12 protein-coding genes are annotated in these 13,295 nt (G+C 60.1%); 7 read left to right on the forward strand and 5 right to left on the reverse strand.

Features of this window, described 5'->3' with window-relative positions; genetic code table 11:
- Positions 1–6: 6 nt before the first annotated feature.
- The gene (locus tag OKW98_RS14745; RefSeq protein ID WP_265385412.1) at positions 7–918 is read right to left on the reverse strand and encodes a LysR substrate-binding domain-containing protein; all 912 of its coding nucleotides are present in this window, start codon (positions 916–918) and stop codon (positions 7–9) included.
- Positions 919–1,284: 366 nt separating this feature from the next.
- Between OKW98_RS14745 and OKW98_RS14750 the strand changes: the two genes are divergently transcribed.
- The 5 genes from OKW98_RS14750 (at position 1,285) to OKW98_RS14770 (ending at position 7,122) form a co-directional block, all read left to right on the forward strand.
- Positions 1,285–2,217, forward strand: a complete 933-nt coding sequence (locus OKW98_RS14750; RefSeq protein WP_265385413.1) for a LysR family transcriptional regulator — start codon at positions 1,285–1,287, stop codon at positions 2,215–2,217.
- Positions 2,218–2,415: 198 nt separating this feature from the next.
- On the forward strand, positions 2,416–2,841 hold the full coding sequence (locus OKW98_RS14755; protein ID WP_265385414.1) for a MarR family winged helix-turn-helix transcriptional regulator: 426 nt from the start codon (positions 2,416–2,418) through the stop codon (positions 2,839–2,841).
- A gap of 115 nt (positions 2,842–2,956) precedes the next feature.
- A complete protein-coding gene (locus OKW98_RS14760) occupies positions 2,957–4,399 on the forward strand; it encodes an efflux transporter outer membrane subunit (protein WP_265385415.1) in 1,443 nt (480 codons plus the stop codon).
- Positions 4,396–5,589: an efflux RND transporter periplasmic adaptor subunit gene (locus tag OKW98_RS14765; protein ID WP_265385416.1), complete on the forward strand. Its 1,194-nt coding sequence runs from the start codon at positions 4,396–4,398 to the stop codon at positions 5,587–5,589. The genes OKW98_RS14760 and OKW98_RS14765 overlap by 4 nt, the downstream gene beginning before the upstream one ends.
- 9 nt (positions 5,590–5,598) lie before the next feature.
- On the forward strand, positions 5,599–7,122 hold the full coding sequence (locus tag OKW98_RS14770; RefSeq protein ID WP_265385417.1) for an MFS transporter: 1,524 nt from the start codon (positions 5,599–5,601) through the stop codon (positions 7,120–7,122).
- 254 nt (positions 7,123–7,376) lie between these two features.
- Here OKW98_RS14770 and catA read toward each other — a convergent pair whose 3' ends face one another.
- From catA to OKW98_RS14785, 3 genes are all read right to left on the reverse strand, one after another.
- Positions 7,377–8,306 carry a catechol 1,2-dioxygenase gene (gene catA / locus OKW98_RS14775; RefSeq protein WP_265385418.1) on the reverse strand — a complete coding sequence of 310 codons (930 nt, stop codon included), beginning with the start codon at positions 8,304–8,306 and terminating at the stop codon, positions 7,377–7,379.
- Positions 8,307–8,367: 61 nt separating this feature from the next.
- The gene (gene catC, locus OKW98_RS14780) at positions 8,368–8,658 is read right to left on the reverse strand and encodes a muconolactone Delta-isomerase (RefSeq protein ID WP_133775308.1); all 291 of its coding nucleotides are present in this window, start codon (positions 8,656–8,658) and stop codon (positions 8,368–8,370) included.
- A gap of 48 nt (positions 8,659–8,706) precedes the next feature.
- Positions 8,707–9,822 carry a muconate cycloisomerase family protein gene (locus tag OKW98_RS14785; protein ID WP_265385419.1) on the reverse strand — a complete coding sequence of 372 codons (1,116 nt, stop codon included), beginning with the start codon at positions 9,820–9,822 and terminating at the stop codon, positions 8,707–8,709.
- 134 nt (positions 9,823–9,956) lie between these two features.
- Here OKW98_RS14785 and OKW98_RS14790 point away from each other — a divergent pair, with 134 nt between their 5' ends.
- Positions 9,957–10,847: a LysR family transcriptional regulator gene (locus tag OKW98_RS14790; RefSeq protein WP_265385420.1), complete on the forward strand. Its 891-nt coding sequence runs from the start codon at positions 9,957–9,959 to the stop codon at positions 10,845–10,847.
- Positions 10,848–10,870: 23 nt separating this feature from the next.
- On the opposite strand, the gene OKW98_RS14795 is transcribed toward OKW98_RS14790, so the two are convergent.
- A complete protein-coding gene (locus OKW98_RS14795; RefSeq protein WP_265385421.1) occupies positions 10,871–11,485 on the reverse strand; it encodes a TetR family transcriptional regulator in 615 nt (204 codons plus the stop codon).
- Positions 11,486–11,601: 116 nt separating this feature from the next.
- Here OKW98_RS14795 and OKW98_RS14800 point away from each other — a divergent pair, with 116 nt between their 5' ends.
- The gene (locus OKW98_RS14800; RefSeq protein ID WP_265385422.1) at positions 11,602–13,284 is read left to right on the forward strand and encodes a tannase/feruloyl esterase family alpha/beta hydrolase; all 1,683 of its coding nucleotides are present in this window, start codon (positions 11,602–11,604) and stop codon (positions 13,282–13,284) included.
- Positions 13,285–13,295 lie beyond the last annotated feature (11 nt).

The raw sequence follows: 13,295 nt of genomic DNA on the forward strand, positions 1-13,295 counted from the left end.
CGGACATCAGTGTTCTCTCTGCCCCATGACGTGCTCAATCCTGCTTCGTAGCCATCGCTCGGCCGGGTCACTGTCCATGACACTCAACCATGTCATGGACAACTCCAGCGTCGGCGTGACAAAGGGCAGGGGTTCGGCCTGTAACGCGCTGGTCTGGCTCAAGGCCAACGCCAGGTAGTCCGGCAGATTGCACAGCATGTTGCTGCCAGCCATGAGGGCAGGGAGCGTTGTGTACTGGGGAATGGAAAGCACGGCCTTGCGCGTGCGTCCCACGGCTTCCAGCCACTCATCAGCGAAGCTGGAAATGTTGGCCACATGGGACACCACCACGTGAGGACGCGTGCAGTATTCATCCAGGGTAAGCGGCGTAGCGGACAGATCAGTACGCAACACCATGGGGACTACTTTTCGGAGCAGTTTGCGCTTGGCATTGGCCGGGAGATCTTTGGTGATGCAAACCCCTGCGGTGATCTCGCCAGAGGCCAATAGCTCGGAAATGCTCCAATAATTTGCCTGTTTAATCACAATCACGACATGGGGAGCCTCCTCACGCAGCGCCTGTAGCAACGCTGGCATCAGGCTGTATTCGACATCGTCAGACAGTCCGATTCGAAACGTCATGTCGCTGCTGGCGGGGTCAAAATCGTGGGTCAAACTCAGTGCCACCGACATGGCATCCAGCGCCGGGGACAGATGATGGATGATCTCGTTGGCCCGCGCGGTAGGCTCCATTCTGTTGCCCACACGAATGAACAGCGGGTCATTGAAGAGCGCGCGCAGGCGGTTCAGTGCGGAGCTGATGGTGGGCTGACCGAGGAAAAGCTTTTCAGCTGCTCGCGTGACATTGCGCTCCAGCATCAAGGTCTCGAACACCACCATCAGGTTAATGTCGGCCTTGCGTAGCTCATTTCGATTCATAAGCCGCTTCCCTCTCAACCGCCATTGTCTGTGCTCTGGATTATTGAGCGATGCCCATTCTAGGGAGGCTGCGGGGCTTGCGCCAGCGCGTGTGCCACCACGCAGAATGGACTGGCGGATTGCCGTCCCCGTCAACGTTCAATAACGGCTCTTGATCCGTTCCTTCATCAAGCGGTACCGGGTGTTGATGTTCAAAAAATCACTGGCCAACAATCAATAACCGTTATCACTGTTTGCCATGCCGAGGTTCATACACTCATTGCTAAGGTAGCTCCGGCCGCTCTGTACTCTTGCTTAGCGTTGGCCTGTCACCGGTCGCGCACCTTGAAGCACGACCTTCCGATTTTCAGAAAAAAAGGAGCGGTCGTGAACCTTCTCGACCACATGCGGATTTTTGTATTCGTCGCTAAATTCAGCAGTTTCACGGGTGCCGCGAAAGCGTTGAACCTGACGTTGCCTGCCGTTTCCCGAAGTATCTCGAGACTGGAAAGACACCTCAATGCAGCGTTGTTGACCCGAACAACTCGACGTCTGGCGTTGACCGATGTGGGTCAGGATTTTTTTTACAAGTGCACGAAAATCATTGTCGGCGTGGACGAGGCCGTACAAACGGCGTCGGACACTAATGTGCAGCCACAAGGTCATTTGCGGGTGCATGCCGCCCATGAAATCGGCAGGCACCAGCTCATGCCCCTGATTGCCGACTACCGGCGAGACCACCCCCTGGTCACCTTTGATCTCGTGCTTGATGACTGTCCTGCCGATCAGTTGCGTGAGAGTGCGGATGTCTCGGTTTCAGTCCTGCCCATGGGCGGTGAACGGTGGGCTTCGAGGAATATCGGTGCGACCTACAGCGTGATGTGTGCTTCCCGAGCCTATCTTGCTCAAAACCCCGCCCCCAAGGTGCCCGAGGACCTGAGCCTGCACGAGTGCCTGAATCCGCTGGAGGCGCCTTCGAACGCCCAAGACACCTGGACCTTCGAAGGACCTTACGGCCCGGTCAACATCTACCTTCCACCGTCGTCCTTTCAGTTGAACGCCCGCGACGCGATCGTCGATGCGGTGCGCGCGGGCCTGGGAATTGGCTGCATCCCAGCGTTCATGGCCGCTGAGTTATTGCGTGATGGGGAGGTGGTCCGCGTGTTGCCTGACTACCATCTCGCGTCTTGCGGGATACATGCCATTTGCGCGGAGCATCGGGTGAATGACGTATGCGTGAGAAGTTGGATCAATTACTTGAGTGCTCATTTTCCCAGGCGCCTGGCGGCAGGCGTGCACGCGTTGCCGGCCCATGACTGACCAGCGTCAGCCCATCGGGAACGGGGATAACGGTTATCGACCTTGCCAATGAGTGCGAAAAAAAAACACTGATAGCATCGTCTGCCAACGCCGGGGCAATGCCTGATTCAACTCAATCAACCCTGTTGACAACGCAGTCGTCAGGACACCGCTGGCGTCGTTGCAGTGTTCAACTTTCAGACCATGATGAGTCCCTCAATGATGACCCCAACGTGCGCCGATATTTACTGTTCGGTGGGCAAAATTCATCGTGTGCTGGAACACGCGATCAAATCGGCAATAGCCCGCTTCGACCTGACCGTGGCGCAGTTTCAGTTGCTGGAGACCGTTGCGTCAGGCCGAGCCACTTCACCGGCCCAATGCGGCCGTGAGATCAATCTCACGTCTTCGGGCATGACCCATGTACTGGACAATCTGGAACTTCGCGGATTGGTGAGCAGGGGGCGGGGAGACACTGACCGACGGTTTATCACCATCCACCTGTTGCCGGACGGTCTTTCGCTGTATCAGCGGGCAGCACAGGCTGTTTCAACGTCCTGGGATGAAGTCATGAAGTCTGTGTCCGCCGAACAGTCCTTGTTGTTTTCGATGGTCTCCCATCAGGGCCCCGTCGTCGCTGTTTAGCGTGAATCGAACTGCCCATCCCATCGACTTTTTACGGCATTGCGTGAAGGCAACTTCTCAGCGACCTGTTTGCGGAGACACACGATTGATCATCGAACATCCCAACCGATTTATCTTGACCGCTCTGGTTGCCGTAGTGCTCGGTGGATGTTCCTACAGCGATTTGAAGCCGCAGTCTTCGTTATGGGAGGGGCTGCAGACCAGCAGCAAAGAGACCCTGAATGAGACGCCAGTATCTGACGCCCATTGGCCCGGGCAGGACTGGTGGAAGGCGTTCGGCGACCGCCAGCTCGACGACCTGATTGGCGAAGCCTTGAAGGGAAATCCCGGCGTCGCCAGCGCTGCGGCCCGAGTGCGGCAAGCCCAGGCCATAACCGGTCTCAACGACGCGTCGCTGTTGCCACGGGTCGACGCCAGTTTTTCCGCTACTCGACAACGCTACAGCGCCAACGGCACAGCGGGTGGGGTTTCAGGCACTTGGCAGACGCTTTATCAGACCTCGCTGGGCGTGGGTTACGAGCTGGACTTCTGGGGCAAGAATCGATCCGCACTGGACGCCGCCATTGGCCGCCAACATGCCGCCGACGTGGACCGTTACGCGACCACGCTGATGATCTCCTCGGCGATGGTGCAGGCCTACATCGAGCTGCAAAAGAACTACGAGCAGATCGATCTGGCCGAAAAGGTGCTGGCCCAGCAGCAGTCGATCCTCGACCTCACGCAACGCCGCTTCGCCGCCGAACTGGATTCGCAGGTCGATATCAAACAGGCGCAAGCGAGCGTCCCGGCCAGCAAAGCCACTATCTCCTCACTCAAGGAAGCCGTCGAACTCGATCAGAACCGGTTGGCGGCGTTGATGGGCGATGGTCCGGACCGTGGTCGTTCCATCCGCAGGCCCGCCATCAGCCAGGTTCAGCCGTTTTCGATACCCAGCCGCCTGCCGGCCGAACTCCTGGGCGGACGTCCCGACGTGGTGGCCCAGCGCTGGCGAGTCGAAGCGGCCGGGCATGACATCGCTGTGGCCAAGGCCAACTTTTACCCCAACATCAACCTGGCGGCGTCCCTGGGCTTGCAGAGTTTTGGCTTCGGGGACTTCAAGGACAGCAGCAGCCGGATGCTGGGCATCGGGCCTGCCATCAGTCTGCCGATCTTCGACGGCGGACGCTTGCGCGCCAATCTGGCGAGTCAGGATGCGGCCTACGACATTGCGGTTGAGGGCTATAACCAGACGCTGGTCGACGCGATCCACGATATTGCCGATCAGTTGACCTCGCTGCGCTGGCTGAAAGAACGCGTGGATCAGCAGCAACAAGCCGTGCAGACCGCCAACGATGCCTACGACCTGATCAACAACCGCTACGGCGCGGGCCTTGCGACCTACATCCAGGTGCTGATCGCACAGAACGCTGCACTGGCCGAACAGCGCCAGCTCGTTGACTTGCGCGCCAGAGGCCTTTCACTCCAGGCCAGTCTGAGCAGGGCGTTGGGGGGCGGCTTCAGCCCCGATGCCATTGCGTCGGACGCTAACCCGATCACTCATCTTTCGAGCACACAATGAGCACTCAATCCCCAGCGCCGAGCGTCCCGGACACGGCACCGCGCACGTCAGGCCCCCTTGTCTTTATCGGCGCAGGCCTGATCGTTATTGCGCTATTGGCCGGAGGGTACGTGTATCAGGATGGCACCGAGCGCACTGAAGACGCGTACGTAGACGGCAATGCTGTTCAAGTGACCTCGCAGATCAGCGGCACGGTCACCGGCATCGGCGCGGACAATACCGACTATGTGCGCGCCGGCAATCCGGTGGTGCGGCTCAATCCCGTGGACGCCGAAATCCAGTTCGAGCGCAGCAAGGCGGCGCTGGCCAGGGCCACACGCATGGCGCGCACCCAGTACTCCCAGGTGGAGCAACTGCAGGCAGAAGTCGATCAGCGCAATAACGATGTCAGCAAGGCTCGGGCGGATGTGCAGCGGCGCGCGCAATTGGCGTCCAGCGGGGCGGTGTCCCGTGAAGAGATCAGCCACGCCGAAGATATCCTGAAAAACGCCCGCGCCGGGTTGGCCTCGACCCGCCAGTCCCTTGCTCAGCGCAAGGCGATGGTGGACGGCACCACGTTGCGCTCGCACCCGGACGTGCTGACGGCCGCCGCCAATCTGCGCGATGCCTTCGTCGCCCGTGACCGCACGGTGATCCTGGCGCCGGTGACCGGCATTGTCACCAAGCGCAGCGTCCAGGTGGGCCAGCGCATCAGTCCGGGCGTGGCCATGATGACAGTCGTGCCGCTGGATCACTTGTGGGTCAACGCCAACTTCAAGGAATCGCAGCTGGAGCATATCCGTATCGGCCAACCGGTCACGCTGACCGCTGACTCTTATGGCACCGACATCGTGTTCCACGGCACCGTCGCGGGACTGGATGCGGGAACCGGCAGCGCTTTCGCCTTGCTCCCGGCGCAGAACGCGACCGGCAACTGGATCAAGGTCACTCAGCGCGTGCCCGTGAAGATCGCACTCGACGCGCAGGAAATCACCCGCAACCCGTTGCGCCTCGGCATATCCATGCGCGTGAAAGTCGACACCAGCGCCCGTAACGGTGACGTGTTGCGCGAGGACGTGCCGCGTGACGATATTTACAGCACCGCGGTGTTCGAGGACGAACTGAAGAATGCTGACGCATTGGTCGACAGCGTCATCAGCGAAAACGAGGGAACACAACGGGCTCCAGCGCTCAGCAGTGCAACGCGCTAGGGGAACAGCATGTTCAGGAAATACGGACTACTGCTGACAACTATCACGCTGTTGTGCAGCCTGGAGTTTTTGCAGACCGGCATGATCGCGTTCGCCTCGGCGCCGATTCGCGGGGAGATCGAAGCCAGTCCTGAAGAATTCAGCCTGGTGGCCGCGCTTTACGCTTGCCTGGCCGTGATCTCCATCTCCAAGCAACGCTGGATGACCGAGCGTTTTGGCTGGCGCAATTACCTGCTGACGTCCATCGGCATCTATATCGTCGGCGCGGTGATCTGCAGTGTCAGCGCCGATCTGGTCACGTTCACCACCGGCCGCGTGGTGATGGCGCTGGGTGGCGGCGCTTTCATGACCTCGGCCCGGGTCATGGTGCAGATGATCGCACCGGGACCGGGGCGGTTTACCGGCATCAAGGCCTTCGCCATTGGCCTGGCGTGCGGCACCTCGGCCGCCCCGGTGCTTTCTTCCCTGGCGGTGGCGTATTCCACGTGGCAGGCGATTTTCTGGATGCTGATTGTCGTCGCCGTACTGGTTGCGATCCTGGCGCTGAGGTTTCTCCCCACAGATCGCCACCCGGTGGAGCTGCGTAGCCAGAGCCGTCTCGGCCAGGTGTTGCTGCTGGCCGTCAGTTCGTTCTCGATCCTGTACGTGCTTCAGCGTTCTTATTACGACTTTTACAACGAAACCGCCATTATTCTGGTGTTCGCCGTATTAGCGGCGTTTGCACTGTTCGCCTATTTGCGCAATGAGAAGAAACACCCAAGGCCACTGCTGAAAGTGCACCACGTGATCAATCGCCGCTACGCCTACGGTATCGGCTTGTTCTGCTTCAGTTATCTGTTGCTGGGCGCGAACAACTATGTGTTGCCGTCCTTCCTTCAGTCAGCGCTGGGCTACTCGTGGGAAACCGTCGGGCACTTCCAGTCGCTGGGGCTATTGGGCACGCTGGCAGCCTGGCTGCTGATGTCGTGGCTGTTGCCAAAATTCCCGGCACCGAAGAAGTTTTTCACCCTGGGCTTTTTATCCTTGATCGCGTTCAGTTACCTGCTCGCGCGCATCACCCCGGGCGCTGAAATGTGGGGCAATATTCTGCCTGCCCTGTTCCTCAACGGCTGCTTCGTGATGTTTCTGCTGGCCACGGCGGCCACTCAGACCTTCAAGGACGTCGGTCACGACGATGCGCTGTTTACCAACGCCCAGCAGCTGAAAAACATGGCCGGGCAGATCGCGACCGCCTCGGGCACGGCGCTGGCGACGATCTTCATGCAGTGGCGCAGCACCGTGCAGTACGACGCGCTGAGCGTGCGCTTGCATCCGGATAATCCGATCTACGCGCAGTACGTTCAGCAGCTCTCGCACTTCTTCGCTCAGTCTTATGAGGCGTCTGTCGCCGCACGTATGGCGGTTGCGGCAGTCGGCCAGAGCATCAGCCAGCAATCCACCCTGGTGGCGAGCCTCGACTATTTTTCCGTGGTCACCGTCATCGGTGTCGTCGGGCTGATTTTCTCCCTGGTCCAAAGGGTGTTTCGTACCTGAGTGCCTGGCGGCTGTCGACGTGTGATCAGCCGGGTTGCGCATCGAGCTGCGGCACCGGGTCGATGGGCACCGACGACCTGAACACAAAGTCCGGCGATGACCTGGGGCAGGTGACCAGCAAATAGAAAACCGGCAATGAAAAAAGGGCCGGGGAGCATCACGTCAGTGATCGGCTCCCAGCCCCTTTGTGCTGTCCCGAATGTCAGCTTTAGGGCTTGCACGGGGTGCTGTCAGGATAGACCGTGCGGTTGGGTTTACTCTTCCAGGGCGCGGGCTCGCTCCAGACGCTGCTCGGCCTTGGGTTCTGCCGTGCGCTGCAGGGTGAAGTCAAACTCCATTTCGGCGTAACGCCCGGTCGTGCCATGGGCGCGGGCCTTTTCTTCATCGTCGATGAAATGGATGTCGGCAATCAGTTCATCGCGCGTGGCATAGGCAAAGTCATCATGCAGGTACTGGTCCCCCGCCAGGTTGATCTGGGTGGTCAGGTGGCGATGATTCGGCGCTGAGATAAAGAAGTGGATATGCGCCGGGCGCTGGCCGTGACGGCCCAATTGGTCGAGCAAGTGCTGCGTCGGACCGTCTGGCGGGCAGCCGTAGCCTGACGGCACGATGCTGCGAAAGCGGAAGCGTCCCTCAGCGTCGGTTTCGATACGTCGGCGCAGGTTGAACGCTGATTGCGAGGCGTCGAAATAGGAGTAGGTCCCGCCGGTGTTGGCATGCCAGACATCGACAATTGCACCGGCCAGCGGCTCGCCGGCGGTGTCCAGAACCCGACCCTGCATGAACAGCACCGTGCCGTTGTCCTGCCCGTCATCCAGGCGCGCTTCGTGTTGGCTCAATGGAGCGCCGGCTACATACAGCGGGCCTTCGATGGTCCGTGGCGTGCCGCCGGTCAATCCGGCCACCTGGTCTTCGGCATCCATCAGCAGGTCGAGGTAGTGTTCCAGGCCGAGGCCGGCCACCAGCAGTCCGGCTTCCTGACGGCTGCCCAGTTCATTGACGTAATTGACCGCTTTCCAAAACTCCTCGGGGCTGATTTGCAGGTCCTCAATGATCTTGATCGAGTCGGTCAGTACTCGATGAACCACCGTCTTCAGTCGTTGGCTGCCTTGATCGTTGTCAAAGCCGCTGGCTTGCTCGAAAAACTGTTGCACGTCGGCTGTCTGGGATATCCGCACAGTCATGGCTTATTCCTCATTTTGTTTTTATAAACGTCGCTCAGCATCAGGTCGGGCTGGCGGTGGATCAGCGGTCGTCGTCATGCACCGAAGAGGGATGACGACACAGCGCCATGACTTCGATGTCCATGAAGGGGTAGAGCGGTAATTGCATCAGCGTGTCGTGCAGCGCCTGGGTGTCGGCCACGTCGAAAATGCTGACGTTGGCGTACAACCCGGCGATGCGCCACAGGTGGCGCCAGGTGCCTTCGTCCTGCAGACGCTGGGCCAGGGCCTTTTCATCGGCTTTCAAGCGCGCGGCCTGTTCGGCGGGCATGTCGTGGGGCAGTTTGACGGTCATGCGAACGTGAAACAGCATTGATCTAGTCTCCCTTTTGGTGCGTGGGTCAGTCAGGTGATTCGCGGTTCAGCGGCGCTGGAAGTGCTTCAGACGCTCTTCATCGAGCGCGACACCCAGCCCGGGCAGGTCGGGAATCATCAGTTGAAAATCGCGATAGACCAAAGGCTCGGTCAGGATGTCGTTCGTCAGCAGCAGTGGGCCGAACAGCTCCGTGTGCCATTCGATGCGCCCCAGTGTGGCAAAGGCATGGGCCGAGGCCAGGGTGCCGATACCGCCTTCCAGCATGGTGCCGCCATACAGGCCCAGACCTGCCGCTTCGGCGATGGCCGCTGTACGAAGCACGGCCCTGGGTCCGCCATTTTTGGCGATTTTCAGCGCGAACACCGGCGCGGCGCCCGCGCGGGCGAGGGCGAAACTGTCTTCGACGCTTTCAATGGCTTCGTCAGCCATGATCGGCACCGGACTGCGGGCACTGACCCGGGCCTGGGCTTCGCGATCCTGTCGGGGAATCGGCTGTTCGATCAAATCCACGCCGGCATCGCCGAGCATCTGGCAGCCACGCATGGCAGTGGCTTCACTCCAGGCTTGGTTGAGATCGACCCGCACACTGGCGCGGTCACCCAAGGCCCGTTTGATCGCCGCCACATGGGCGATGTCTTTGGCGGGATCGCCAGCGCCGATCTTGAGTTTGAAAACACGATGACGGCGGATGTCGAGCATCCGCTCCGCCTCTTCGATGTCTTTCTCGGTATTGCCACTGGCCAGCGTCCAGGCGACTTCCAGACCGTCCCGTACGCGTCCACCGAGCAGTTCGGCAACGGGCAACCCCAGGCGTTTGCCTTGAGCATCCAGCAAGGCCGTCTCGACCGCGGATTTGGCGAAGGTATTGCCCCGCACCACTTTCTCGATGCGCAGCATCGCGGCGTTGATGTTGGTGGCATCCTGGCCCGTCAGCAGTGGCGCGAAATAGGCGTCGAGATTGGTTTTGATGCTTTCGGGGCTTTCGTTCCCGTAGGACAGGCCGCCAATGGTCGTGGCTTCGCCCAGGCCTTCGATGCCATCGCTGCAACGCAGACGCAGGATCACCAGGGTCTGGCTTTGCATGGTATGCATGGCCAGCTTATGGGGACGGATGGTGGGCAAATCGACGATGAAGGTTTCAAGGCGGGTAATGCTGATCATAGGAAGATCCTGTTCGAGGATGTATGGAGCGTGTCCATATCCCTGAGGTTTGTTTTTATCTGAGGCCAAGGTTGCATCGCAGCGGGAGCAAGGTCCAATATCAAGTGGGTCTGACTTGATACCTGGGAGGTATCGTGGAGCTGCGTCATTTGCGTTATTTTCGAGTGGTTGCGCAAACCCTCAACTTCACCCGGGCGGCTGAGCGTTTGCATCTGGCGCAGCCGCCCTTGAGCCGACAGATCCAGCAACTGGAAGAAGAGTTGGGCGTGGTGCTGCTGGAACGAAGCCGCCCTTTGCGTCTGACCGAAGCGGGGCGCTTTTTCTACGAACAGTCCGCTCAGCTGCTGGAACGGCTCGACCGGATCTGTCATGACACGCAGCGAATCGACCAGGGTCAGCGCCGCTGGCTGGGCATCGGTTTTGCTCCTTCGACGCTGTACGGGGCACTGCCGGAACTGATCCGACGGTTACGCAGTGACGGGGGGGTCGAGCTGGGGCTGTCGGAGATGATCACCTTGCAACAGGTCGACGCCTTGAAGAGCGGACGCATCGACATCGGCTTCGGGCGCATTCACATCGACGACGCCGCGGTCGTGCAGAAGGTGATTCACCAGGACCCGCTGGTGGCCGTGCTGCCCGCCGGGCATCACTTGCTGGGCACAGCGGTGAGCCTGGAACAACTGGCCCGGGAACCCTTTGTGCTGTACCCGGGTAATGTCCGGCCCAGCTACGCCGACCATGTACTCAAGCTTTTCGCGCGTAATGGGCTGGACATCCATGTGGCACAAATGACCAACGAATTACAGACGGCCATCGGACTGGTGGCGGCCGGCATGGGTATCACCCTCGTGCCGGCGTCCGTTCAGCGTCTGCATCGCGACGATATTGGCTATGCGCCGCTTCTGGATCCGTTGGCCACTTCGCCCATCATCGTCAGCTACAGGGCGGCCGATACGTCGGCGCTTGTTCGTCAATGCCTGCACTGGATCGAAGAGCAATCGGCGGACACGCTGAGCGGCGACTGAATAGCCAGAGCGACAGATGCGCGTCACCCGTCGACAAAATTTGAGATCAGTAGCTCTACCATTCGCGGAAGGGGGACCAGGTCTATTTCGGTCTGGCTGAGCAGCCAACCCATGACGGTCCCGACAAGCAACGCCTTTACCGCCGTCGCCGCGGCAGGAATGTTGTCATGGGGGCTTCCGTCAGGGTTGTGGTAGCGCCAACTCAACGCCGCGACGAGGTAGCGTTTGATGCGCTCGTGTATGGCGGTGAGTCGGTCCTGGACGGGATGGTTATCACTCACCAGTTCTGTGCGAAGCAGCAAGATGAGAGTGACCCGCTGCAAGCTGGGATCACCGACGATGGTGGCCAGGCCTTTGGCAAAGGTCTGGCCCAGGTCGCTCAGCGAAGGGCATTGTTCCAGCGAGGAAAACTGCTGCGGCAGACCGTCCCATGGCAATCGGGCACGACGCAGCACGGCATCGAGCAACTGATGTTTGGCGCTGAAGTGCCAATAGATCGCGCCACGGGACAGCCCGGCCTGTTCAGCGATTTCATGGAAGGTCGCTCTGGCGTATCCCTTCTGGCTGAACACCTGTTCCGCCGCGTCCAGCAGCATCGGGTAGGTTCTGTCTGAATCTTCCTTGCATTTTCTGGCCATGCAAATGGTTCTCCAGCGCCTCAAGAGCGCTTGTATCAGTTATTGCCTGCCACCATAGTGACGGCTGCCTCGCAGGTATCATTTGGTCACTGTTAGCAATCGCCACGTTAACCTTTATGAGTATTTCAATGTTGATCGGCACAAGAGACCTGGCACTTTACGGATTGCTGACGGCGGGGCTGTCGATAGCGACGGCCCCGCAGGCCGCCACACCCACGCAACCGAATCTGACGCCGCAGGCCTGTGAAGCGCTTGCGGCCAAAGCGTTGACGGGCGGACGCATTCTGGCGGTTGAGCCCGTCGCCGCAGGGGCATTCAACGTCGCGCGAGCGCCCTCGGGTTCGCCGCTCGCCCAGCGCATGAGCTCGCTGCCGGCCTTCTGCCGGGTGCAGGTGCTGGCAACGCCGACACCGGACAGCCGAATCGGCATCGAAGTCTGGTTGCCGCTTCAGCACTGGAACGGACGGCTACTGGGGACGGGCAATGGCGGCGGCGCCGGCGCGATCGCTTATGAAATGGGCATGATCGAGGGATTGAAACGTGGCTTTGCCGTGACCAACACCGACATGGGCACGGCGCCTGATATCAATCTCACGATTGACCACCCTGAGCGCTGGACTGACTTCGGTTACCGGGCAACCCACGAAATGACCCGAATCGCCAAGTCGTTGGTGACCTCGTTTTATAACGAACACTCGTTTCGTGCCTATTTCGAAGGCTGCTCGACCGGTGGCCAACAGGCACTGAGCAATGCACAGCGTTACCCGGATGATTACGACGGCATTCTGGCCGGTGACCCGGGCAACAATCGAACCCACGTCGCCAGTTACTTTTTGTGGAATTACGCGGCGCTGAATGCCTCCCCTGAGGCGAAGCTCTCATCAGGGCAATGGTCGACGGTCTCCAAGGCCGTCATCGCCAGCTGCGCCGGGAAAGATGGCGGCGCTCCGGGCGATCAGTTTCTCACCGATCCTCGGCAGTGCCACTTCGACCCTGCGAAGCTCCCGACCTGCGACGCAGGTTCCGCGACGGATCAATGCCTGACCTCGAAGCAGATCGATACGGTGCGCAGGCTCTACGCCGGGCCGGTGAATCCGCGCACGGGCGAGCGCATCTACGCAGGACTCACCGTCGGCAGTGAAGATCAGCCGCTAGGTCCTGCCGCGCAGGGTGATCCTGCCGCGTGGCCCAAGGAGCAATTTTATCTGTTCAACTGGAGTCTGGGCACGGGCTTTGAACCGCGGCGCTTTGATTTTGACCATGACCTCGACCGCCTGGATGCGCAGCTCTCAAGCACACTCAATGCCAATGCTGCGGACCTTTCTACATTTGCCAGGGGAGGGGGCAAGTTGCTGATGTACACCGGCCTTGCTGATCCGGCGGTGCCGTTTGCTGAGGTCGTTCATTACTACGATCGCGTGGTCGCCAGCACTGGAAAAGCGAAAGGAGAAGGAGAAGAGGATTTTGCGCGACTGTTTCTTGTGCCAGGCATGGGCCACTGCGTGGGTGGGCCGGGCGTGACCGACATAGGTCAGCCGTTTTCGTCGGCGGTGCCTCCCACCGTCCGTAACGATGCGCTGATGACGCTCGTGGCATGGACCGAAGGAGGTAAAGCCCCTTCGGTCCTTATCGCCCGTCAACCGGCTGAGGACGGCTCGCCTGTCAAAGAGCGCCCTGTGTGTGCCTACCCCGCGCTACCTGAATTTCGTGGCGGTGATCCGGCTAAAAGCGAGAGCTTTGTCTGCACGGATCACCCACCAGGCGTCAATCAGGTGCCAGCGTCAAGGTACCTCAACTGATTGTGCGGGAG

Source organism: Pseudomonas sp. KU26590, from assembly GCF_026153515.1.
GTDB lineage: Bacteria > Pseudomonadota > Gammaproteobacteria > Pseudomonadales > Pseudomonadaceae > Aquipseudomonas.